This is a genomic window from Janthinobacterium saanense (assembly GCF_014200675.1).
Taxonomy (GTDB): Bacteria; Pseudomonadota; Gammaproteobacteria; order Burkholderiales; family Burkholderiaceae_D; genus Janthinobacterium.
This window is the reverse complement of sequence record NZ_JACHCI010000003.1, coordinates 407,768-430,108: the sequence shown is the minus strand read 5'-3', so window position 1 is coordinate 430,108 and position 22,341 is coordinate 407,768. Positions and strand designations below refer to the sequence as shown.

At 60.8% G+C, this 22,341-nt stretch carries 26 protein-coding genes; 7 read left to right on the top strand and 19 right to left on the bottom strand.

Going from position 1 to position 22,341, the window contains the following annotated elements:
• Positions 1–19: 19 nt before the first annotated feature.
• From HDE72_RS07005 to HDE72_RS06980, 6 genes are all read right to left on the bottom strand, one after another.
• Positions 20–2,587 (bottom strand): TonB-dependent receptor, encoded by a 2,568-nt coding sequence (locus HDE72_RS07005; protein WP_183738267.1) that lies wholly within the window; start codon positions 2,585–2,587, stop codon positions 20–22.
• A gap of 96 nt (positions 2,588–2,683) precedes the next feature.
• Positions 2,684–3,664, bottom strand: coding sequence for a FecR family protein (locus HDE72_RS07000; protein WP_183738265.1), 981 nt, complete (start codon positions 3,662–3,664; stop codon positions 2,684–2,686).
• On the bottom strand, positions 3,661–4,188 hold the full coding sequence (locus HDE72_RS06995) for a sigma-70 family RNA polymerase sigma factor (protein ID WP_311735201.1): 528 nt from the start codon (positions 4,186–4,188) through the stop codon (positions 3,661–3,663). The genes HDE72_RS07000 and HDE72_RS06995 overlap by 4 nt, the downstream gene beginning before the upstream one ends.
• An 11-nt stretch (positions 4,189–4,199) precedes the next feature.
• Entirely contained in the window at positions 4,200–4,391 is a 192-nt protein-coding gene (locus tag HDE72_RS06990; RefSeq protein WP_183738263.1) for a hypothetical protein, read from the bottom strand.
• 154 nt (positions 4,392–4,545) lie between these two features.
• Positions 4,546–4,794 (bottom strand): hypothetical protein, encoded by a 249-nt coding sequence (locus HDE72_RS06985; RefSeq protein WP_183738261.1) that lies wholly within the window; start codon positions 4,792–4,794, stop codon positions 4,546–4,548.
• 53 nt (positions 4,795–4,847) lie between these two features.
• Positions 4,848–5,315, bottom strand: a complete 468-nt coding sequence (locus HDE72_RS06980) for a GNAT family N-acetyltransferase (RefSeq protein ID WP_183738259.1) — start codon at positions 5,313–5,315, stop codon at positions 4,848–4,850.
• A gap of 111 nt (positions 5,316–5,426) precedes the next feature.
• On the opposite strand from HDE72_RS06980, the gene HDE72_RS06975 reads away from it, so the two are divergent.
• A complete protein-coding gene (locus HDE72_RS06975; protein ID WP_183738257.1) occupies positions 5,427–6,410 on the top strand; it encodes an SMP-30/gluconolactonase/LRE family protein in 984 nt (327 codons plus the stop codon).
• A gap of 144 nt (positions 6,411–6,554) precedes the next feature.
• On the opposite strand, the gene HDE72_RS06970 is transcribed toward HDE72_RS06975, so the two are convergent.
• A complete protein-coding gene (locus HDE72_RS06970) occupies positions 6,555–7,403 on the bottom strand; it encodes an HNH endonuclease (protein WP_221291187.1) in 849 nt (282 codons plus the stop codon).
• A 237-nt stretch (positions 7,404–7,640) separates the two neighbouring features.
• On the opposite strand from HDE72_RS06970, the gene HDE72_RS06965 reads away from it, so the two are divergent.
• Positions 7,641–8,681, top strand: a complete 1,041-nt coding sequence (locus tag HDE72_RS06965) for a MerR family transcriptional regulator (RefSeq protein ID WP_183738255.1) — start codon at positions 7,641–7,643, stop codon at positions 8,679–8,681.
• Between the two features lie 61 nt (positions 8,682–8,742).
• Complete coding sequence (locus HDE72_RS06960; RefSeq protein ID WP_183738253.1) at positions 8,743–9,819, top strand: hypothetical protein; 1,077 nt, start codon at positions 8,743–8,745, stop codon at positions 9,817–9,819.
• Between the two features lie 5 nt (positions 9,820–9,824).
• Here HDE72_RS06960 and HDE72_RS06955 read toward each other — a convergent pair whose 3' ends face one another.
• The gene (locus tag HDE72_RS06955; RefSeq protein WP_183738251.1) at positions 9,825–11,033 is read right to left on the bottom strand and encodes a D-amino acid dehydrogenase; all 1,209 of its coding nucleotides are present in this window, start codon (positions 11,031–11,033) and stop codon (positions 9,825–9,827) included.
• Between the two features lie 10 nt (positions 11,034–11,043).
• Complete coding sequence (locus tag HDE72_RS06950; protein WP_183738352.1) at positions 11,044–11,493, bottom strand: winged helix-turn-helix transcriptional regulator; 450 nt, start codon at positions 11,491–11,493, stop codon at positions 11,044–11,046.
• A gap of 88 nt (positions 11,494–11,581) precedes the next feature.
• On the opposite strand from HDE72_RS06950, the gene HDE72_RS06945 reads away from it, so the two are divergent.
• Positions 11,582–12,769, top strand: coding sequence for an MFS transporter (locus tag HDE72_RS06945; protein ID WP_183738249.1), 1,188 nt, complete (start codon positions 11,582–11,584; stop codon positions 12,767–12,769).
• Here HDE72_RS06945 and HDE72_RS06940 read toward each other — a convergent pair.
• The 4 genes from HDE72_RS06940 to HDE72_RS06925 all read right to left on the bottom strand — a co-directional run bounded on the left by HDE72_RS06940 (position 12,766) and on the right by HDE72_RS06925 (position 16,134).
• On the bottom strand, positions 12,766–13,461 hold the full coding sequence (locus tag HDE72_RS06940) for a Crp/Fnr family transcriptional regulator (RefSeq protein WP_183738247.1): 696 nt from the start codon (positions 13,459–13,461) through the stop codon (positions 12,766–12,768). The two genes, HDE72_RS06945 and HDE72_RS06940, sit on opposite strands and share 4 nt — an antisense overlap.
• Positions 13,462–13,571: 110 nt before the next feature.
• Complete coding sequence (locus HDE72_RS06935; RefSeq protein WP_183738245.1) at positions 13,572–14,258, bottom strand: response regulator; 687 nt, start codon at positions 14,256–14,258, stop codon at positions 13,572–13,574.
• Complete coding sequence (locus HDE72_RS06930; protein ID WP_183738243.1) at positions 14,258–15,490, bottom strand: GAF domain-containing sensor histidine kinase; 1,233 nt, start codon at positions 15,488–15,490, stop codon at positions 14,258–14,260. Before HDE72_RS06930 ends, HDE72_RS06935 begins: the two co-directional genes overlap by 1 nt.
• A gap of 62 nt (positions 15,491–15,552) precedes the next feature.
• Positions 15,553–16,134, bottom strand: a complete 582-nt coding sequence (locus HDE72_RS06925) for a DJ-1/PfpI family protein (protein WP_183738241.1) — start codon at positions 16,132–16,134, stop codon at positions 15,553–15,555.
• A gap of 205 nt (positions 16,135–16,339) precedes the next feature.
• On the opposite strand from HDE72_RS06925, the gene HDE72_RS06920 reads away from it, so the two are divergent.
• The gene (locus HDE72_RS06920; protein ID WP_183738239.1) at positions 16,340–16,639 is read left to right on the top strand and encodes an antibiotic biosynthesis monooxygenase family protein; all 300 of its coding nucleotides are present in this window, start codon (positions 16,340–16,342) and stop codon (positions 16,637–16,639) included.
• A gap of 141 nt (positions 16,640–16,780) precedes the next feature.
• On the opposite strand, the gene pncB is transcribed toward HDE72_RS06920, so the two are convergent.
• The 5 genes from pncB to HDE72_RS06895 all read right to left on the bottom strand — a co-directional run bounded on the left by pncB (position 16,781) and on the right by HDE72_RS06895 (position 20,684).
• The gene (gene pncB / locus HDE72_RS06915; protein ID WP_183738237.1) at positions 16,781–17,971 is read right to left on the bottom strand and encodes a nicotinate phosphoribosyltransferase; all 1,191 of its coding nucleotides are present in this window, start codon (positions 17,969–17,971) and stop codon (positions 16,781–16,783) included.
• Between the two features lie 79 nt (positions 17,972–18,050).
• A complete protein-coding gene (locus HDE72_RS06910; protein WP_183738235.1) occupies positions 18,051–18,914 on the bottom strand; it encodes a cysteine hydrolase family protein in 864 nt (287 codons plus the stop codon).
• A gap of 73 nt (positions 18,915–18,987) precedes the next feature.
• Positions 18,988–19,236 (bottom strand): hypothetical protein, encoded by a 249-nt coding sequence (locus HDE72_RS06905; protein WP_183738233.1) that lies wholly within the window; start codon positions 19,234–19,236, stop codon positions 18,988–18,990.
• Positions 19,237–19,325: 89 nt separating this feature from the next.
• The gene (locus tag HDE72_RS06900) at positions 19,326–19,580 is read right to left on the bottom strand and encodes a hypothetical protein (RefSeq protein ID WP_183738231.1); all 255 of its coding nucleotides are present in this window, start codon (positions 19,578–19,580) and stop codon (positions 19,326–19,328) included.
• 498 nt (positions 19,581–20,078) lie between these two features.
• A complete protein-coding gene (locus tag HDE72_RS06895) occupies positions 20,079–20,684 on the bottom strand; it encodes an FMN-dependent NADH-azoreductase (protein ID WP_183738229.1) in 606 nt (201 codons plus the stop codon).
• A 146-nt stretch (positions 20,685–20,830) separates the two neighbouring features.
• On the opposite strand from HDE72_RS06895, the gene HDE72_RS06890 reads away from it, so the two are divergent.
• Together HDE72_RS06890 and HDE72_RS06885 are read left to right on the top strand one after the other, a co-directional pair.
• Positions 20,831–21,748, top strand: a complete 918-nt coding sequence (locus HDE72_RS06890) for a LysR family transcriptional regulator (RefSeq protein ID WP_183738226.1) — start codon at positions 20,831–20,833, stop codon at positions 21,746–21,748.
• 52 nt (positions 21,749–21,800) lie between these two features.
• Entirely contained in the window at positions 21,801–22,028 is a 228-nt protein-coding gene (locus HDE72_RS06885) for a hypothetical protein (protein ID WP_183738225.1), read from the top strand.
• Positions 22,029–22,032: 4 nt separating this feature from the next.
• Here the strand turns inward: HDE72_RS06885 and HDE72_RS06880 are convergent, their stop codons facing one another.
• Positions 22,033–22,341 (bottom strand): MerR family transcriptional regulator, encoded by a 309-nt coding sequence (locus tag HDE72_RS06880; RefSeq protein WP_183738223.1) that lies wholly within the window; start codon positions 22,339–22,341, stop codon positions 22,033–22,035.

Below are 22,341 nucleotides of genomic sequence, written 5' to 3'. Positions count from 1 at the left end.
CAACCTCAATAAGTCCGCTTCAATAATCAAGCGAATACGTCAGGCCGATGCTGCGGCCACGGCCACGGTAGTCCAGTGCCTGGGCGGCGATCAGGCTGCCGTACAGGATTTTTGAGCGCTGGCCCCAGGTGGTGGTGTAGTCGCGGTCCAGCAGGTTTTGCACGCCAAAGCTCAACGTCCCTTTCGGCAGTTGGTAAGCTCCCAGCAAGTCGAACAGGGCGTAACCGGTCAGGCGCTTGCCGCTGGCGTCGGCCACCGCGAATACCTGCGTGCCCTGCAGGCGCAGCGCCAGCCCGGACTGCTTCCAGCCCACATGCGAAGTCAGTTTCGATGGGCTCGACACCGTCACGTCGCGCTTGTTCCAGTCGCCATTGCTTTGCTGCTGCGTGATAATGGCCAGCCAGTTGGCGCCCGCATCCCAGTGTTCATTGACGCTGAAATTGAGCTGTCCTTCCAGGCCGATATTGCGTACTTTCTGATTCACCACGCTGATGTCAAACGTGCTGCGGTTGACTTCAATCGCCTTGTCCGACTGCGAATAGAACAGCGCCACCTGGGCCGACAATGGCCCACCGCGATGGCGCCAGCCTGCTTCGAGCTGGCGCGTCTTGATGCCGCTCATCGGCGAGCCGCTGACGTTGATGGAATTGAGCAGATTCCAGCTGCCCGCCGCGCCGCCCACCAGCGCGTAATTGCCCTGGCCGTAGTATTTGGCCGGGTCGGCCAGTTCAAAGCCTTCCGAATAATTGGTCCACAATTGCTGTTGCGGCGACAGCTTGTACAGCAGGCCCGCGTTCAGCAAGCTGACGTCGTAGTGGTTCTTGCCACCGGGGATGGCTTGCGCCGAGCGGCCGATGCCGACAGCGATCAAACGCTGCTGCGCCGCCTGCACGAAGTCGTCGACGTCGATATTGGCGCGCTGGTGGCGCAGACCAGCCGACAGCGACAGGACGTTGCTGATGCGCCAGTCAAGCTGGCCGTACAGCGCATAGATGTCGGTCTTGAAGCCAGGGTAGCGGCCCAGTTCTGCAACTGGGTTGAACACCAGGCCACCGCTTTGCAGCGCTTGCGCCGTGTTGAACAAGACTTGATTGCCTTCGAATTTCTCGTGGTCGTAATCGAGACCATAGGTCAGTTTCAGCGCATCGAACTGCCTGGCGAAGACGGCTTTCAAACCCGAGGTATCCGTATTCTGGTGCGAGGCGGCATAGTTCAGCGAGCGCCCGGGTACGCCGCCCGCCACAAAATTGTCGATGCCGGGAAACGGATAAAAGTCCAGCTGTTCACTGCGCGTATAGGCTTGCAGATAAAAGTCCTGGCCACCCACAATATTGGCCGCATGGTAGTCTGCCGACAGCATATGGCGCTTGGTGCGCGGCTTGACGCTAGACGAAAAACCATCGCGCACATCAAGCAGGGCCGGATTGACAGGCGCCGCCGTCAGCTGGATCGCACCGCCCAGGCTCGGCCCCAGATACAGCGCCTTGCCCGGCTGGAAACCCGAGTCGTAGACCTGCGCCAGCAGTTTCAAGTCCTGGCCGGGGGCCAGCTTGATATCGAGGTTGCCAAGGATATCAATCGACTGGTTGTATTGCAGGTCGGTCTGGGTGATGTCGGGGATCACGGCCTTGCCATTGCCATCGTAACTGGCGCCTGTCTTGCCATACACGAAGCCCAGGCGGCCAAACACGTTTTCATTGCCGCCAGCGACCGATTGCGCCACATGCCAGTCCAGGTCTTCGCCATTGCGCAAGCCACTGCGCGCGCCCGCTTCGCTGGTGAAGGCCAGCGCGCTTGACGCCGCGCGCTTGGTGACGATGTTGATCACGCCGCCGGTGGCATTGCCGCCATACAGGGCGCTGGCGCCGGACAGCACTTCGATGCGCTCGATATTGAATGGGTCGATGGAATCGAACTGGCGGCTCAGTGCGCGCGAGCCATTGAGCGACACGCCATCGATCATCACCAGCGCGCTGCGTCCACGCAGGTTCTGGCCAAACGCCGTGCGGCCTTGCGGGCCGATATCGAGACCCGGCACCAGGTTGCCCAGCATTTCCTTCAGCGGTACACCGGCACGCGCCTGGGCGGCGATGCTGTCGCTGCCGATGATCCAGGCCGTGCTGGGAATTTCGGTGATCTGGGTCGGCGTGCGCGCTCCCACTACCAGCACTTCGCTCAGCACGGGGGCGGCTACCGTCGACAGCGGCGCAGCAGCATGCGCCACAGGCTTGCTGGCGGCGCGCTGGACCAGGAAACTGCCATTGATCTGTGCCGTGGCGCTCAAGCCGCTGCCCTGCAATATCGCCTCAAAACCCGATTGCACGCTGTGGCTGCCATTCAAGCCTGCCGATACCTGGCCCTGGACCAGGGCCGGATCGAAGGCCACGATCACGTCGGCCTGCTGCGCGAATTTGTTCAGTACGCCGCTCAAAGGGCCACTGGCGATACTGTATTGTCTGTGTGCCGCGGCGGCGACGGGCGCTTGCGCGTGGGCTGCCGCCGCCATGAAGAGCGGCGCGCCAGCGGCGCACAGCAGTGTGAGTCTGGCCGCCAGGCGCAGCGGGTGGAGTGTGTTTTTCGAGGTCATGTCGGTTCCTGTGGATGAGTGCATGCAATTGGCTCGCTACAGTAACCATGACGAAGCAGAACGGCGCAGGGACAGCAGTCAGGCAAAAATAATTGATTATTTTTTCGGCTTGACCGATACCACCGTCAGCAGCGGCGTGTAATGTTCGACCGTGATCGGCAGCAGCGCCTGCAAGGTGGCCAGCGTGCGGTCGCCATCGTCGAGCGCAAATACGCCGGATATGCGCAGGGCATCCATTTGCGCCGCGTCGTAACGCAGCAGGCCACGGCGGTAGCGCGACAGCTCGGCCAGCACCTGGGACAACGGTGCATTGTCGGCCACCAGGCGGCCGCGCACCCAGCTGGCAGCCTGTTCGCCATCCACCGCTTGCGGCGTACTGACGGCGTGGGCGCTGATGCGCACGCGCTGGTCCGGCAAAACGGTGCGCGACGAACTGCCATCGGCGCTGCCGGCCAGCACTGCCGATTCCAGCACCGTCACCACGGTGGCGCCAGATTCCCGCCGCACCAGGTAGCGCGTGCCGAGCGCGCGCGCCTCGCCATCCCCGGTATGCACGGCGAACCGCTGCGACGCTGGGTCGGCAATATGCGCCACCTGCACCAGCACTTCACCGGCCAGCAAGTCGACGCGGCGTTCATGGCCGTCGTAGCGGATGTTGACGGCGCTGCCGCTGTTCAAGGTCAGCGTGCTATGGTCGGCCAGTTCCACCACCCGCCGTTCGCCTGCCGCCGTGCGGTAGTCGGCGTTCCAATACTGCGCTTGCGGCAGTTGCGATAACAGACCGCCACCGGTGAGCAGCAGCGCTACGGTCAAGGCCAGCTTGATAGCCTTGCGCCGTGGCGGGCGCTGGCTCTCCAGCGCAGCGCGTGCCGGTTCAGCCGGCAAGCCGTCGAAACGCGAAAAGATGCCTTCCATACGGTGCGCCGCCAGCGCGTTTTGCGGGTGCTGCGCGCACCAGTCGCGGTAGGCGCGGCGCTCTTCCTCGCTGGCCAGGCCCGAGCTCAATTGCGTCAGCCACAGTATGGCCTGGTCCACCGCCGCGTCGTCGGGTTCCGGCTGTGCGCTGTTGGCCATCATGCGGCTGCCGGATACAGCAAGCGGTAGCAGTGGCCGAGCGCGCTGGCCAGGTATTGCTTGACCATGCTGGCAGAAACGCCCAGTTCGGTGGCGATCTCTGCGTGGCCCAGGCCATCGAGGCGGCTCAGCAAAAATGCGCGGCGCGGCTTGACCGCCAGACCATCGAGCATGGTGCTGATGGCGTCCAGCGCCTGCACGGCCTGCATGATCTGTTCAGGGGAGTCGGCGCAAACGGGGTCGTCGCCCTGCAAACGGTACAAGGCGTCGAGATAAGTCTGTTCCAGCAGGCGGCGGCGCTGTTCGTCGATCAGGATGCGCGTGGCCGTGGTGACCATGAAGGCGCGCGGCTGTTCCAGCTGGCGGGGATCGGGCAGCAGTAAAATACGGGCGAACGCCTCCTGCACCAGATCGGCTGCGCGGTGCTGGCATCCGGTCTTCTTGCGCAGCCACGCTGAAAGCCAACCATGATGGTTGTGGAACAGCAGGCTGAGAAACTCGTTGCGCTGGATGCTGTCGGCGGACACGCCCACCTCACTCAGGGATTTTGATTGCTGCGTTCATCGGGTCCCTGCCACTGCGCCCGCATGCGGCGAACCACCACGACAAGCGGCGCGGCCAGGCCCACCCAGCACAGCCAGTCCCACACACCATCGCCCAGAATGCCGGCGGCCAGGCCGCCCAGGCTCAATGCCGCCAGCAGCAGCGGCCAACCCCAGGTACCGTTCATGTTTTTCCTTCCCATCCATCGGCCAAGGTGGCCTCGTTGCGGCGCACGACCACCGCTCCGCCAGCCGGAGCGATGTGGAAGGGAATTATAAATGAGAATCATTACCAACAATAAAAATATTGCTGGCATTCAGGCAGCACTGGCGTGACTGGTTTTACGCCTGTCTGCGGCTCAGGGGAACGTATTCACCCGGTAGATGAGCCACTTCCAGGGCGTCCGCAAAGGCCAGCAAAAACTTGGCGGCGCCGTGTTCAGAAAGCAACAAGGAGGCGCCCTTGTGCCGCAGTATCTGCTGCACTTCCTGCAGATGCGCCTGGTATTCGGCGGAACTGCCATACGAGGCCTGGTACATTTCCAGCGCTTCCATCGCCTTGACGGCCAATATGAATTCGGGATTGTCCATGATGTTTCCTCCTCATTGCGTGGGAAAGGCCATCATACGCCGCATTGCATGCTTTACAGCGCCAGCTTGTAGCCTTCATGACTGGCCACAAAACCCAGCCGCTCGTAAAAGCGGTGCGCGTCGGGGCGGCCCTTGTCGGTGGTCAGCTGCACCAGATGGCAGCCGCGCGCGCGGCACTGGGCTATCGCCCACTCGAACATGTGCTGGCCCAGGCCTGCGCTGCGGTGCGTGGCGGCGATGCGCACGGCTTCGATCTGGCCGCGCCAGGCGCCACGGCGGGCGATGCCGGGAATGAAGCTCAATTGCAAAGTACCGACGACGGCGCCATCCTCGACGGCGACCGCCAGCTGCTGGTTCGCGTCCGCGACTATGGCCTGGAAGGCGTCGATATAGCAGGCGGCTGGCGGCGAGCCGGCTGCGGTGACGGTCTCGCGCTGGGCGCCCAGCGGGTCGTCGGCCAGCAAGCCGATGATGGCGGCCAGATCGCTGGCTTGGGCAGTGCGGAAAATGATGTGGTCCATGATCGCTCCGGCAAAAACACGATTGTACGGCGGGCATGGATCAAGCGCCTGCCGTGTCGGCGGGGAAGTCCGGTAACATGCCACCTTTGTATCAAGAAGATGGAGTTGCCCATGCCCCGTTCCCGCTATGCCCTGCGCTGGCTGCGCGCCGCCGCGCTGGCCCTGCCGCTGGTCGGCCTCACCGCCTGCGCCAGCCAGCCCGCCCGCGAGACCCTGTTCCTGGCCACTACCTTGACGGCGCCGCACTCCTTCACCAAGGGTATCGAAGGCCCGGCCGTCGATGCGGACGGCAATGTCTACGCCGTCAATTTCGCGCGCCAGCAAACCATCGGCAAAGTCAGCCCGGATGGCAAAGGGGAAGTCTGGCTGACACTGCCCGGCACCAGCATCGCCAATGGCATCCGCTTCGGCAGCGACGGCCAGATGTATTTGGCCGATTATGTCGAGCACACGATTTATAAAGTCGACCCGCTCACGCGCGCGCTGTCCATCCACGCGCGCGAACCGCGCATGTCGCAGCCCAACGATATCGCCATCACCGCTAGCGACGTGCTGTATGCCAGCGATCCGAACTGGAAGGACAACACAGGCCGCGTGTGGCGCATCGACACTGACGGCACGGTGACCCTGGCGCTGGGCACCATGGGCACGGCCAACGGCATCGAAGTCAGCCCCGACGGCAAGACCCTGTACGTGAATGAAAGCGTGCAGCGCAATCTGTGGGCCTACACTATCGCCGCCGATGGCAGCTTGGGCAACAAGCGCTTGCTGATCAAGTTCGACGATTTCGGCATGGATGGCATGCGCGTGGACGTGGACGGCAACCTGTACGTGACGCGCTACGGCAAGGGCACGGTGGTCAAGCTGTCTCCCGCAGGCAAGGTACTGCAAGAGATCATCGTACCGGGCGCGAAACCCAGCAACATCGCCTTTGGCGGCCCCGATGGCCGCACCGCCTATGTGACGGAAGTGGTGCAAGGCCGGCTGCTGCAATTTCGCGTCGACCGGCCCGGCCTGGAGTGGGAACGGGGGCAGCAGCGCAAGGTGCATGCCGCTGCCGCCATCGCTGTACCAGCCAGTATCAGCGGGGAATAACGCGCTCGTTCTTCAAGCGCTCGAACAGGGCAAAGAGCGTGACTTCCCAGCACCCAAGCAAACTCTAGGGTCGTACCCTCAGGGTACGACCCTGGTACTTTCGCTGTTGGGGGAAAACGGCCTAGCCCCTGGCACGCATCCTTATTAAAAGCCCGCTCGAATACGATGCTTACGTAGCGCCTCGCTATTCGGATGCAGACCTTTTTGAGCAGGCAGTAAGAGATGCTGACCATACATTTGTGCATATTCGGTGGCATGCAATCCCACCGCGACAATAAGTCTCATGTCGTCGTCAATCGCAATCAAACCTAAGTCAAACAAGGTATGTAAATCGGCGCGCAAGAGCAAGCCATTGGTGACATGATTCGTGTGATCGCCAAGATATGGCATGATATGGGCAGCTTCCAGCACGGCCGTCACGTGACTACCCGTGACCGCACAACGCCCTTCGTAGGCTGATAGCAAATCTCGTCGGAATCGTGGCTGGCCCTGCCGCCGCACCAGCGCAGCAAAGATACGCCGCCGACCATCTTCTTCATTCGATGGATCAAAGGTGCCAGCTAACGGTAACTGGTCTGCGACCGCTTGCAAATAAGGCGCCTCGCGATGCAAAATAAAATCTGCGGGTTCTCGCCCTGAGCGTGCAATATGAATGAAGCATCCTTCATAGCGAAACGCCGCACCATCGTGCTCATATTTCCGATCGCGATAAAACACCAGCAGCTCCAAACCACGCTGTACATGTTCCACTATCAGCGGATCTTTCGTGCCCCTAGTCTGCCCTTGCCAATACAATGTGTCTTGATTGAGTTGATCCACATACTGGGTACGGTCGCTGGTCTTATTTTTTGTGATGAACAGTAAAACGGATGCAAAACCCGCTGGCTTAAACACGCCCGTGTTAATCGTCGCATCGTTAGTGTCGAGGGTTTTTTTGAGGTGCTCGCGTGTGTACAAGCGGCCAGGGATCAATAAAGGAGAAACTTGACGCAAGCTTGGTACTTGAACTGCCTCAATGAGAGGGCCAACGAGGTCTACTTCGACTGTGTCTATTAACTCTAATGCAGGGCTTGTCTTGCTAGCGCTCGGATTCAAATTTCCCCTATCATCATGAAGTTGCCAATTTTTAACAATTGTACACCTTGCATCTAATTTATTGTTGAGTCCGCTTGACCCTCACGCAACGTCAGACTCCATGCTGTCTGTACGCCCACAGAAAAGGAGTATTCCATGCTGTTGAAAATCGGTGAACTGGCCAGGCGCACGGGCTTGACCGTGCGCACCCTGCACCACTACGACAGCATCGGCCTGCTCTCGCCTTCGGGGCGCACGCAGGCTGGCTACCGGCTGTACCAGCACAGTGACATGGCCCGGCTGCATCGGATCATGGCGCTGCGCAGGTTTGGCCTGTCGCTGGCCGAGATAGCAACTTCACTGGCCGGTCCGGGCCTGCCGCTGGCGTCTATCGTGGCGAAACAGATCGCCGCGCTCGATCACCAGATTGCGCAAGCCGATACCTTGCGCGGCCGTTTGCAACTGTTGCAGCAGCAACTGGCGCAGGGGCAGGAACCGGAACTGGCCGACTGGCTGACCACGATGGAGCTGATGACCATGTACGACAATTATTTTTCACGCGAAGAACTGCAACAGATACCGATGCTGAGCGATGCCAAGGTGGAACAGGAATGGAAGGCGCTGGTAGCACGTGTGCAGGCCGCCTTGGCACAGGGCGCCACGCCAGACGATGCCACCGCGCAAGCGCTGGCCACCGAATGGATGGTCAAGGTAGTGCAGGACACCAAGGCCCACGCCGGCCTGTTTGCACGCCTGAACACCATGCATGAAACGGAAACGGTGCTGCAGACGTCAAGCGGCATCGATCATGCGTTGATGCAATTCATTATCGCGTCCTTCAATGCCTCGCGCGTGGCGCTGTATCGCCCCTTCCTCGACGATGCCGAATTTATGTTCCTGAAGGCAAACTATGGCAAGCGCGCGTCGGAATGGCTGCCCCTGTTTGCCGCCATCCGCACGGCCATGGATGCGAATGCGGCGCCCACCGACGCGATGGTGCTGGAATTGGCCAGGCAATGGCTGGACTTGTTCCAGTCGTATGCGGGCCGCGACCCTGCCACGCAGTTGAAGTTCCGTATGGCGCACCAGCAGGAAGCACGTTTGATGGATGGCAGTTTCGTCACACCAGCCATGCTGCAATTCCTGACGCCTGCGATGGCTTTGCTGGCGCAGCAAGCGGGAGCATGCCAGTCGTGAGTGCTCATGGTGAATGCAGCATGTAAAATCGGCCATCATTCACGATAGCAAGGAAATACCGATGCGCCGCCTCTTGTTTGCCCTACTCTGCCTGCCCGCTCTTCCCATGATCGGCCAGGCAGCCGCCACGCCTGACAATGGCGAGCTGACTGGCGTCTGGCAAGGCAAGCTGGGAAACTCTGAGATCACCGCCTGTTTCAATTTTCCCAACACCTACGACAACAAGGGCAACTATTACTACACGCGCCACAAGACTTCGATCAATCTGAGCCAACCAGAAGGCAAGAAGCCATGGGTGGAAAGCGTGGATGCGGAAAACCGCAGCGGCAGCTGGGAATTGGATAAGCCGCAGGATGGCAAGCTGAGCGGCACCTGGCATCCCCCATCGAATGGCAAGAGCTTGCCGATTTCCCTGATACTGGTGCGCCCGCCAGCCGGCAAGGAAGAGCCCTGCTCCAGCACCGCCTACAACCTGGCGCTGGAAGATTTTCCTGCTTTGACCACCAGCCGGCCCATGTATCTGGACAAGCGCAAAGACGTGTCCTTCCGCAGCCTGCGCATCGCCGACTCGATCACCGTCGAGCTGACGGGGCCGGGCAAAGGCGTTGCCGCCATCAACCAGCAGCTGCGCACCGAGCTGCCGCAAAACAAGCATGACCTGGCCGACTATTTCGAGCGGCGCCGCAATTTCCTGGGCACTTATGGCATCGCGATGGACGATGAAGTGCACGCCGAGCCCACCTTCTGGTCGGCGCGCTATGTAACGATCAATTTTTACCGCTGGGCGGCAGGCATGGGCCGCAACGGCATCAGCATGCGTTTTCGCACCTGGGATTTGCAGAGTGGCAAGGAAGTCGATGTGTGGCGCTGGTTCGGCAGCAAATCGGAAGAAGGCAGCTACGACGTGAGCGCCCTGCCCCTCAGGCTGCGCCAGACCCTGTTCAAGGGTGTGACCGTCAGCGACGATTGCAAGACCGATTACATGGGACGCGGTCTGTACCACCTGAGCCTGACGGACACGGGGGTGAAGTTCTGGGAAGAATCCTATGGCAGCGGTTGCGAGCAGGAATTCAGCCTGCCTTATGCCAGGATCGCGCCTTTCCTGACGCAAAAAGGCAAGGCGGCATTGCTGCCATAATCAGCTTAGTCCAGCGACGCCGCCACCTGCGCCGCCACGGTTTCGGCGGTGGCGGCTGCCAGGGTCCAGCCCAGATGGCCGTGGCCCGTGTTGTAGAACACGCCCGGCGCCTTGCCTGCCCCTACCTTCGGCAGCATGTCGGGCAACATGGGGCGCAGGCCGGCCCAGGGCACGACCTTGCGCGTGCTGACGTTGGGAAAACATTGCTCTACCCATTGCAGCAAGGGGCGGATGCGGTCGGCGCGGATGTCGCGGTTGCTGCCATTAAATTCTGCCGTGCCGGCCACGCGCAAGCGGTCTACGCCAAGGCGGCTGCTGACCAGCTTGGTCGCATCATCGAGCAGGCTGACGACGGGCGCGGCGGCCTGGCTGGCTGCATCGTCCAGCTGCACGGTGATGGAATAACCTTTCACGGGATACACATTCACATGGTCGCCCAAGGACGCCGCCAGCTTGCGGCTGGCCGTGCCGGCGCAGATGACGACGGCGTCGAACACGCTGGCGTCTTCGTTGGTAGTGATGCAAACACGCTTGTTTTCACTGGCCACCGCCGTCACCGTGCTGCCGTAACGGCAGCGCACACCAAGCCGCAGGCAGGCGGCGGCGAGGCCGCTGGTAAATTTGTGGATGTCGCCGGTGGAATCGCTTTCCGTGAAATAGCCGCCATAAAAGTCGCCCCTCAAGGCTGGTTCGATGGCGTGCATTTCTGCTGGCGTGACGGGATGGCGCAGCAAGCCGCCCTGGGCCAGCAAACGCGACACGCGCGCCGCCCGCTCGAAGCCGGCACGGTCGCGGTAGATATGCAGGATGCCGGCCTGGCGATGATCAAAATCAATACCCTCTTCCGCCGCCCAGGCAAACAGATGTTTGCGCGCCGCAATCGCCATGCGCACGGTGGCCACCGTGTTGTCTTCATAGGACGGCATGGCAGCCAAGAATTCCGCGAACCAGCTCAGCTTGTGCCAGCCAGGGCGAGGGTTGAGCAGCAGGGGCGCGTCGCGGGTCAGCATCCATTTCAGGGCGTTGACGATGGTGGCCTTGTGGTTCCACACCTCCGCGTGCGAGGCCGACAATTGCCCGCCATTTGCGAACGAGGTTTCCATCGCGGCATAACGGTGCCGCTCGATCAGGGTTACATGCACGCCCCGTTTGGCCAAGGCATAAGCAGTGGTCACGCCCGTGATGCCACCGCCGATCACCGCCACCCTGCTCATGGCCTGGTCCTCATGGTTTCAACTTGTGCACGAAGGTATCGCCAGCCTGCAGCACGCGGCCGTCTGGCGAGAGCACCTGCAGTGTGCTCACGGGCGTGCCGGAATTGCGTTCCAGCAAAGTCGAATGCGCTTCGCCCACCTCGAACAGCTGGTCCTCGCTCCACTGGCGCAGCCCCACCACGATGGGAAACAGGCCCAGGCCTTTTTCAGTGAGCACATATTCCTGATAGGCCGTGCCATCGGACGCCGGTGCACTGCTAAAGATACCCTCTTCCACCAGGGTATGCAGGCGGTCGGCCAGGATGTTGCGGGCCACGCCCAGGCTCTTCTGGAATTCACCGAAGCGGCGCATGCCATCGTAGGCGTCGCGCACGATCAGCAGCGACCAGCGGTCGCCGATCACGTCGAGCGCGCGCGCCACGGGACAGGGATCGGTTTTCAGACTCTTGCGCTTGGCCACTGGGTTCTCCTTCAGTTGTGGTTGCATTTTAAAACTATTCGACATAGACTCCAACTAGTTTCATTTTAAAACTAGATTATTCCAAACTATGCGCGATACCGACCCCACCACTAAAACCCTGCCCGCTACCCTGATCTGGCTATTCGCCGCCGCGAGCGGCTTGAGCGTGGCCAATGTGTATTACGCCCAGCCGCTGCTGGCCACCCTGGCCCAGGAATTCGGTTTGACGCAGGCGGCCAGCGGCATGGTCATCACGGCCACCCAACTGGGTTGCGCGCTGGCCTTGCTGCTGCTGGTGCCGCTGGGCGATATGTTGAACCGGCGCCGATTGACCCTGGTCCAGCTCGTGCTGCTGTGCCTGGTCTTGCTGGCGCTGGGCAACGCCACCTCCACTGCCGGCTTGCTGGCCGGCATGCTGATGACAGGTTTGCTGGGCACGGCCATGACGCAGGGCTTGATCGCGTATGCAGCCAGCGCGGCGGCAAGCCATGAGCGGGGCAGTGTCGTCGGCATGGCGCAAGGCGGCGTGATGATAGGCTTGTTGCTGGCGCGTACCTTGTCCGGCATGGTGGCCGATATCGCTGGCTGGCGCGCCGTGTATCTGGTCTCGGCCGGCATCTCGCTAGCCTTGCTGATCTTGCTGTGGCGCATGCTGCCGGCGTCCCCGCAAGCTGAAAAACGCCTGTCGTATGGTGCGCTGCTGGCCTCGATGGCAAACATGCTGGCCCATAACAAGGTGCTGCAGGTGCGCGGTGTGCTGGCGCTGCTGATGTTTGCCGCGCTGAGCATCTTCTGGAGCACGCTGGTGTTTCCGCTGAGCGCGCAAGGTTTCAGCCACAGCGCCATCGGCGCCTTTGGCCTGGTGGGCGTGGCGGGTGCGCTGGGAGCGGCGCGCGCGGGGGCGATGGCGGACAAAGGCCGCGCGCAATGGACTACGGGCGCAGCCTTGATCTTGCTGCTGACTGCATGGCTGCCGCTGGGCTTTACCACGCAATCGCTGTGGGCTTTGATTGTCGGCATCGTCGCGCTGGACCTGGCGGGCCAGGCCATCCACGTCACCAACCAGAGCCTGATCTTCAGGCAAGACAGCGATGGCCATAGCCGCCTGGTGGCGTGCTATATGCTGTTTTATGCGGTGGGGAGTGGCGTGGGCGCGATCGCCGCCACCAGCGTGCAGGCGCTGGCCGGCTGGTGGGGCGTATGCGGCTTGGGCGCGGCCGTCAGCCTGGTCGCCCTGGTATTTTGGCGGCTGACCTTGCCGCTTGAGAAAGCTTAGTTGAGCAGCGGCGTGGCCGCGCCGTGGCGATAGCTTTTCAAGGCGTCGGACTGGATCTGTATCAATGAACCGCTGACCTTAATCAGATGCAAGTCCGTCAACTGGTGCAGCACGCGCGAGAGGGTAGCGGGCGCCAGGTTCAGAAACGATGCCAGCAAGCTTTTCTTCAAATCCAGCTTGACCTCGTTCGTGCGCTGCTGGTCCGATGCCTGCAGCAAATACTCGACCACTCGCTGGGTGGCGTTTTGCACCGAGCAGCGCTCCACATTGCGGATAAAGCCCATCAAGTGATGCGACAGGCTGTTCATCATCTGGCGGGCAATGCGCGGCGACTGGTCCAGCAGGCGCAGCAAGGCGTGCGGCGGGATGCGCAACAGCAAGCAATGCTCGAGCGCTTCGGCGCAGAAGGGATACGGCTCATCGAGGAAAATCATGGCTTCGCCAAAACTTTGTCCCGGACGTATCAGTTCCAGCACTTTGTCCGTGCCTTCCAGCGAAAACACGCTCAGCTTGATGAGGCCAAACACCACCACATAAGCGCCTTCCGCCACCTCGCCCTTGCGGAACAGGACTTTGCCTTTTTCCACTTCGACGCGCACCACGTCGTGGCGCAATTGTTCAAGTTGGGATGGCGAAATATGGCGGAACAGAGCCTGGCTCGACAGCAAGCCGTCGACGTTGACCTTATGCATGACACTCTCTTCTGTAGATTGGCGAATAGCCAAGTGTAGTGTGTCAGCAGCGTCAAGGCCATACGTCAAAGGAACTAGGATGATCCAGGCAAAAACGCCATCGAGATCAATTATTTGCCCAATCCCCGCTCCACGGCATAGACCGCGATCTGCACGCGGCTGCTGAGCTTCAGCTTTTTGAGGATGTTTTGCACGTGGATCTTGACCGTGCTTTCCGCCACGTCGAGCTCGCGGGCGATTTCCTTGTTGCTGAGGCCGCGCGCCAGGCAAGCCATGGCTTCGCGTTCGCGTGGCGTCAGTTTGTCGTAGTCTTCTTCGGGCGCGGCCTGGCCGGCGCGAAATTGCGACACCAGCTTGGCCGTCATGGCGTCGGCGATCACCGATTCGCCGGCGGCGGCGCGGCGTATCGCCTGGCCCAGCTGTTCAGCCTCGATATTTTTCAGCAGATAGCCACGCGCACCTGCGCGCAAGGCCGCGCCCAGGTCGCTGGCGTCTTCCGACACGGTCAGCATCAGCACCACCGTGTGCGGCCATTGCTGCAAGATGTGCTGCAAGGCTGCCAGACCCGAAACACCGGGCATGTTCAAGTCCATCAGCACCACGTCGGGCTGTAATTCCCCCGCCAGCCTGACGCCGTCGAGTCCGTTCGATGCCTCGCCCACCACCTTGAATTGCGGGTTGCGCTGCAGCAGCAGCTTGACGCCGCTGCGCAGCAAGGTATGGTCATCGACCAGCAAAATGTTAATTGTTGCGTTCACTATATCCGTATCTATGTTGATGCTATGTTGGGGGTTCATCAGGCGGCCAGGCGCCGCGCTTCAGGCAAGGCCAGCGACACCGTCGTGCCTTCGCCGGGCGTGCTGGCTACGGTCAATTGCGCGCCCAGGCGTTCCGCCCTTTCCTGCATGATGCGCAAGCCGATCTGCACTTCGGCATGATTGCCGCGCAGGCCGGCCTCGAAACCGTCGCCATCGTCGCACACGCGCAGCGCGAAATCGCGGCCATTGTCCACCCGCAGCAGCACGTGGGTCGCTTGCGCATGCTTGCGGATATTCGACAGCGCTTCCTGCACGATGAACAGCACCTGCAATTGCTGTTCCGGCGCCAGCGGCGCGCCATGACCACGCACGTCCAGCGCACCGGTAATGCCGGTCTGCTGTTCGAAGCGCGCCAGCACTTCGGCCAGTTTTTCCTGCAAGTCGCTGCCTTGCCAGCGGGTACGGAAATTGACCAGCAATTCGCGTACATCCTGATAACTTTGCTCGACACCCATGCGCATCAGCGGCAACACTTCGGCCGCTTCGCCCAGTTCTCCCCGGCGCACGGAATCGTCCAGCATCTGCACTTGCAGGCTGATGAAATTCAAGCTTTGCGCTATGCTGTCGTGCAAGCCTTCAGCCAGCAGGCTGCGTTCGCGGGCCACGGCACATTCTTTTTCACGCGCGATCAAACGCTGGTTTTCAATCGCGATGCCCAGGCTTTGGGCCAGAGTTTCCAGCCAGCCATGTTGCTGCGCACCCAGCTTTTGCGGCCGCGCAAAATGCAGGGAAAAACTACCGACCACCTGCTCGCGCACGATGATGGGAATCACGGTAATCGCACTAAAACCTTCATCCTGGCAACGGAAGCGCTGCTCCGTATCGCCAGGGCGAAATTCGCGGATCTGGATCACGCCTTGCGCCACGGCCGCGCCGCACAGGCAATCGTTATTCGGCATGCAATGCTCTTCTTCCACCATGGCGTCAGAGATACCCTCGTGCACGATCATGTGCACAGTGTCTTGCTGCGTATCGAGGATGCGCACGGTGCCGCCTTCAGCCTGGGCGAATTGCATCACGTGGCGCAAAAAGCCACGGCACAAGGCGTCGATGGCGTGCTGGCCGGCCAGCAAGGTGGAAATATCGTGCAGGGTGGCAAAGTGCCGCTGCTGCGCGGCGCTCAGGCCAGAGGGACTTTGTGCCTGGCGGCGCAAGCGCCAGCGCGAAGCGGGAAGTTGTTTGCGGGAAGGATTGCTACGCGGCGCTTGCATGAAAACTCATCAAAAAGAAACATACCCGCCAGGCATAGACAGCGTGGCGGGCCAGGAAATAATTACAAACGAATTTCGGTACCCAGCAGCTTGACGAACTGCGCCAGCCACGCCGGGTGCGCCGGCCAGGCGGGCGCCGTCACGAACTGGCCATCGGTGACAGCCTCGGTGACGGCGATATCGGCATACTCGCCGCCAGCCAGCTTGACTTCCGGCGCGCAAGCCGGGTAGGCGGAAATGCGCTTACCGCGTATCACATCGGCGGCAGCCAGCAATTGCGCGCCATGGCAGACGGCAGCAATCGGTTTACCCGCTTCGGCAAAGTGGCGCACGGCGGCGATCACCCGGTCGTTCAGGCGCAGGTATTCGGGCGCGCGCCCGCCGGCGATCATCAGCGCGTCGTAGCGGGCCGGATCGATTTCATCAAAGGCGGCATTGAGCGTGAACAGATGGCCAGGTTTTTCCGTGTAGGTCTGGTCGCCTTCGAAATCATGGATGGCCGTCTTGATGGTGTCGCCACTCTTCTTGCCAGGGCAGACGGCATGCACGGTGTGGCCCAGCATCAGCAGTGCCTGGAACGGCACCATCGTTTCATAATCCTCTGCAAAATCGCCCGTCAAAAACAGAATTTTCTTCGCTGCCATTTGGTTCTCCTATGAAAGATCATCCTTGGGTTAGCCCGTGCAAGATACATCGCAAGACGTATCTTACCGCCACTTGCGTGCCAGTTACGAGAATATCAAGATATTTATCTAACAATCCCCGCACGATGGCCTCACAGCCAACTCTCACGCTGAAGCTCAAAGCATGGCAAGATAAGCGCTCTCATCCTCAACAGCGGAACTTTCCATGATTTTTGAAATTGCCCATCTCCAGATCAAACCCGATACCCACGCCGCCTTCGAAGCGGCTGTCGCCAAGGCCGTGCCGCTGTTCCAGAACGCGCGCGGCTGCCAGGCCGTGCACCTGGAGCGTTCGATCGAAAACAGCGAAGGCTACCGCCTGGTAGTGAGCTGGGCCACCCTGGAAGACCATACCGTGCACTTCCGCAACAGCGACGCCTTCCCCGCATGGCGCGGCCTGGTCAGTGAATTCTTCGCCGCCCCGCCGCAGGTGGAACATATGCACACCGTGCTGACCGGTTTTTAAATAAAGAAAACAGGCGTTACAACACCTTACAGTACCGTCGCGAGCGGAAGGGAGAGGTGGCTAAGAAGCGCAACCGTACGAAGGTACGGTGAGCATCGCAGGCCGCCTATACCGACGCGCAGCAGGTACTGTCAGGTGTACTCATGCAGCTGGGTGATGGAATACCTGGCGCAGGTAAGCTAAGAAAGTTTCATCCTTGCACAGGGTCTTGCCCGGCGAATCAGACAATTTCGCCACTGACTGGCCGTTGCAGCGCATCAGTTTCATGACGATGTTGAGCGGCGTCAAGCCAACGTCATTCGTGAGATTGGTGCCGATACCAAAACCCGTCATGATGCGGTCGGCGAAATGCTGGTACAGGGCAAAGGCCTTGTCCAGGTCCAGGCCATCGGAAAACACCAAACGCTTGGTATTGGCGTCGATGCGCAAGGCCGCGTAATGGGTCAGCGCCTTTTCACCCCACTCGACCGGATCGCCCGAATCGTGGCGCAAGCCGTCGAACAGCTTGGCGAAATACAGATCGAAGTCAGCTAAAAAGGCGTCCATACCGACCACGTCCGTCAGGGCGATACCCAGGTCGCCGCGGTATTCCTGCACCCAGTCTTCCAGCGCCGCTTTCTGGAAATCGCGCAGGCGCACGCCGAATGACTGGAACGATTGCATGTATTCATGCGCCATGGTGCCGATCGGCACGATGCCCAGCTTTTTCGCCAGGTAGACATTCGAGGTGCCCTTGAAATACTCGGGCACGGCCTGCGCCAGTGTCAACACCACTTCGTCGTGCCAGGCGCCCGAAAAACGGCGGCGCACGCCGAAATCGGAAAATTCAAACGGATGCTTGCGGCGCGGCAATTTGCCGAATTCCTTGACGGCGACGACCTTGGCCGCCAGGCGCTGACGCCCTTCGCGCATGGCTGCGTCCAGGTCGAAGCGGCGGAAATACAGTTCGTTGATGATGTACAGCACGAAAATCTCGAAACCCATCACATGCACTTGCGGGCCGGCCGCATGCACGACCAGGTCATCGCCATCGGTGCTCACTTCGATGAATTTGCGCTGGAAGCGGAAGACGGTCAGGAAGTCGACGAAATCGCTCTTCATGAAACGCAAGGTGCGCAGATAAGCCAGTTCGTCTTCGGCAAACGACATCGAGCACAGATGGTCGAGCTGCTCTTCCAGCTCATGCTTCAATTCAGCCAGCGGGAACACGGGCGTATTGCGACAGACAAATTCGTATTCGGTATGGGTGTTCGGATGACCGTGCAGCAAAGCTTGCCACATTGTAAATTTATACAGATCGGTTTCCAGCAAACTGCGCACTATCGGGGTCATGTGTAATTTTCTCCAACTTCCTCAAGCCAAGATAGTACGCCACTGCAAGAATTTCAGCAGAGGCTGCCATGCAAATGCGTCATCCCGCTGCATTTTTCTGCAGTTCAGGCAAGACCTCCGCTGCCGTCGCCAGGCGCGCACCACGCGCCTGCATGGCCGCCAGGAAGTCGCGCTGCTGGACTTCGAAGCCGGTCACCGGGCTCATGCAATCGCTCAGGAGCACCAGCCGCGATAGCGCCTGCTTGCCCTGCTGCTGTTCCAGGTAGTCGGCGATATGCTCGGTGCTGGCCTTGACGCAATGGCTGGCCGCCTCGCCGCACACATAGATGCGCTCGGCCGGGATCAAGGTGTCGAGGAAAGCCAGATTCAGCTGCGTGGCCGGATCTTCGCTATCCGGTACTTCCGCCATGACGGCCGAGTAATGTTCGGTCCACGGATTAGCTCCCTTGCTGAGCTTGGCGACTATTTGCAGCTGCGCCACTTCCCAGCCGTTGTAGGCGGCGCGCACGGCCGCGTGGATATTCTGGCCCCAGGAGCCGATCTCGCAATGCACGGGCCACACCATCAGCTGGTAGCGCCCAGCGGTTTCCAGCGCATCGAGATAGGCCAGCGCGCGCGGCAAGGCTTCCGGCCGGCGCGGCTGGTAGCGGCCGCTGCGCACATCGGCGGCGACGATTTGCGTAAATGGCGCCACCACACCGCCATCGCCCGTAGACCAGAAGGTGGGATGGGCGATATCGTAGCGGTGATGGGCGTCCAGGGTCACGCTGATCTGCGTCAGGCCAGCGCCGCCTTCTTCGATCAGGCGCGCCACGCGCAGCATGTCGGCATGTGCGCCGGGCACCGGCAGCGCAGGCGCGGCGCCTTCAGGCAGCCAGGCGGCGGGCAAGTCGCAAAAATCGTTTTGCGGGTCGATGACGAGCAGGTGCAGCGAGCGTTTCATGGTGATCCTCGGGCATGGCGGAAATAAGATGATAAGGGCAAGCTTGGCGCCGCGCCTAGTGTCCGGACAAAGATCAATACTGGTGTGGCTGGCGCAGCCGCTCCAATACCGCCAGGCCCTCGGCATGCGCGGCCTGCTCCGCCTCCGCTTCGGTGGTGAAAACGTGATCGGCCATTACCCGGTGCTTGGGAAACACATTGTCGCGATGCATGGGACTGCCTGAGGGTGTAAAGATGGCGACGTAAGCGCCCCACTGGCGGGTACCACGCAAGGGTTCCGCCGTGTAATCGACTTCATAGTGATCAACAAATGCTATCGGCACAGCACGCCTCCCAGCTGCCTTCCACTGCAGACTACCACGTCTGGGAAACAGTTTCAGTGCAAGGCGCTATGGTGACGAGCCAGGCGGTGTCAGGGATGGAGGTAATAACGGCGCCGGCGGCGCTCGACCAGCGTCACGGCCACCTCGCTGGCCACGGCTATGGCGTCAGCTTCCGTGGTGAATTGATGGTCGGCCGAGACCCTGCGTTTTTTCAGGATATTGGTCCTGTGCATGGGATTGACCGAAGGCGCGTAGACAGCCACGTAAGCGCCCCATAGCTTGCAGCCGCGCAAGGGCTCGGCCATGTAATCCACTTCATAAAAATCAACATGCTTTATTGGCACGATGTTTGCTCCAAAAAATGACCGGCTAGTTCGTCTCTAAAAACTGGCCCGCTGGTGGGTTGGAAACCATGCGATCGCGCTTGCTCAGGATACTTAGCTCAGCTATTTATTTTTTATGACGCGGCACAACTGGGAAAATCGACGATCAGTCCGCCTTGCTACATGAACACACAAGCGCACACAAGCGTGTTGCTTAAATGCATGTAGAAAGTATAAACGATGTAAAAAAAATATTGCAACGCAAGCGGCTATTGAATCAGCCCTTACACCGGTCTGTAAGCTTGCGCTGGATCAATGATTGCAGCAATGTGGTAGCGACGGGAGATGGCGGCGCGGCACGCGCCTGTGGGAAATTTCGGGGCAATACTGCCCTGGCCAGCTTAAGCATGAGGATCTTTCATGGCGAACTGCTCGCCGGACTGATGCGGTGCGCATCGCCGGCAAGCTTATGTCAACCATGCAAGGCTGGCAATCCTCCTAAAGAACTAGTGGATGGCTTCAGGCGGCCAGTGCAGCGATCGAGGCACGGGTCTTGGCCAGTGCATTGGCCAGCGCTTCGTCACCGCGCGATACGCCTTCAGTCTGGATGAAGCTGACGTCGGTAATGCCGATGAAGCCCAGCGCCGTGCGCAGATAGGTGCTCAGGTAATCGTACGATGCCGCCGGGCCTTCGCTATAGATGCCACCGCTGGAGGTAAAGACGTAGGCTTTCTTGCCAGCGACCAGGCCAACCGGGCCCGTCGCCGTGTACTGGAAGGTGCGGCCCACGCGCACGACATGGTCGATCCATGCTTTCAGGGTCGACGGCACGGAGAAGTTGTACATCGGCGCAGCCAGTACCAGCACGTCGGCGGCCAGCAGTTCGTCGACCAGGGTATCGGACAATTTTACGGCGAACGCCGCTTCAGCGCCGCGCTGCTCGGCCGGGGTAAAGAAAGCGCCTATCACTTCTTCCGTCAGATGCGGCACTTGCTGTACAGCCAGATCGCGTTCGACGACGGTACTGCCTTGTGCTGCCAGTTTGGCGACGAATTCGCCCGACAATTGACGCGACAGGGAACTGTTGTTACGTGCGCTGCTATTGATGTAGAGAACCTTGGACATGAATCGCTCCTTCAGAGAAAGTGGATGTGGAATGCCGCAATTGCTGCACTTGCACATATCATAGTTCGGGTCTACTATCGATGAAACCAGTTAAATTTAAATGCTTAGCATCGAATTTGTAGATATCGTATGGGAATGGAGTGGCCATGAGAGAACCAGGACAACCTTCGCTGGACCAGTTGCGCGTGTTCGTCGCCGTCATCGACGCGGGCGGCTTTGCGCATGCGGCACGCCAGCTGCACCGCACGCAATCGGTGATCAGCTACACCATCGCCAACCTGGAAGAGCAGCTGAACGTGGTGCTGCTCGACCGCACCAAGCGCAAGCCCACCCTGACCGATGCGGGCCAGGCGCTGCTGGCCGATGCACGCGCCGTGGCATTGAAAATCGACGCCATGCGCGCGCGGGCCAAAGCCCTGGCGGGCGGGCTGGAAGCGGAAGTGTCGGTAGTGGTGGACGTGATGTTTCCCACCTGCGTGCTGGTGCGCATACTGGAAACCTTCCAGGCAGAGTTCCCTACCGTCGCGCTGCGCCTGCGCATCGAAGCCATGGGCGCCGTGTCGCAGCAAGTGCTCGATGGCCATTGCCATATCGGCGTGGGCGGCTGGATGTCGGCCAATTCGGACGCCATCGAACGCCTGGCCATCGGCTATGTGCGGCTGATGCCGGTGGCCGCGCCCGCCCACGCGCTGGCGCAAATGGAAGGACCGATCCCGATCAGCCTGGCGCGCGAGCACGTGCAACTGGTGCTCAGCGACCGCAGTGCGCTGACGGAAGGGCAAGACTTTGGCGTGCTGGGCTTGCGCAACTGGCGCCTGGGCGACCTCGGTTCCAAGCACGCCCTGCTACGGGCAGGCCTGGGCTGGGGCAATATGCCCGAAGCGATGGTGCGCGAAGACCTGGCCTCGGGCCGTCTCGTGCATTTGCCGCTGATCGTCGACAAGAGCGCCAACTACCCGATCTATTTGATACAGCGCACCGGCACCCCGCCCGGCCAGGCTGGAAAATGGTTGACGGAGCGGTTTGCGGAGCAGTTGCCGCTGCTGCTGGCACAGGGGTATTAGAAGCGTCGTGCGAAGGGTAGAATCCGGGATCAGACACAATGGAGACAATCACATGGCCGGCATCGACGATTTCGTCAACAAGCAAAAACCTGGCGCGCGTTTCGTCATCACGGCGCAAATGCTGCGCATGACGCCGCAGCAATTCGACACTGTGGCGCAGGAATGGATGGAAGACGGCGGCCCCGGCTTTGACGTGGCAGGCATACCGCACCGGGTGGTCGTCGATGGCCAGTTTTACATCGGCAGGATCACCGTGCAGCGGCACGGCGATCCCGACTAGGGCTTTACTCCACGCCGAGCACGTGCAGGCGCCGTTTCAGGCGCGCCACTTCGTCGGACAGATCGACCACCAGCGCCGCCAGGTCGGCATTCGCATCGAACACCGATTCGATTTCGCGCAGGCGGCGCGCGCGCACCAGGTCCAGGCTGGTGAAACGCCAGGCAGTGAGCTGCCCAGGCGGCCCATGGTGCAGCAGCACGCCCGTCTGCACACGCTGCACCACCCAGTCTGGCTCGACGGCGCAGGCGCGCGCCAGTTCGTCCAGGCTCAGGGCCGAGTCTTCCAGTAGCACGCCGATTACATTGCTCGTCAT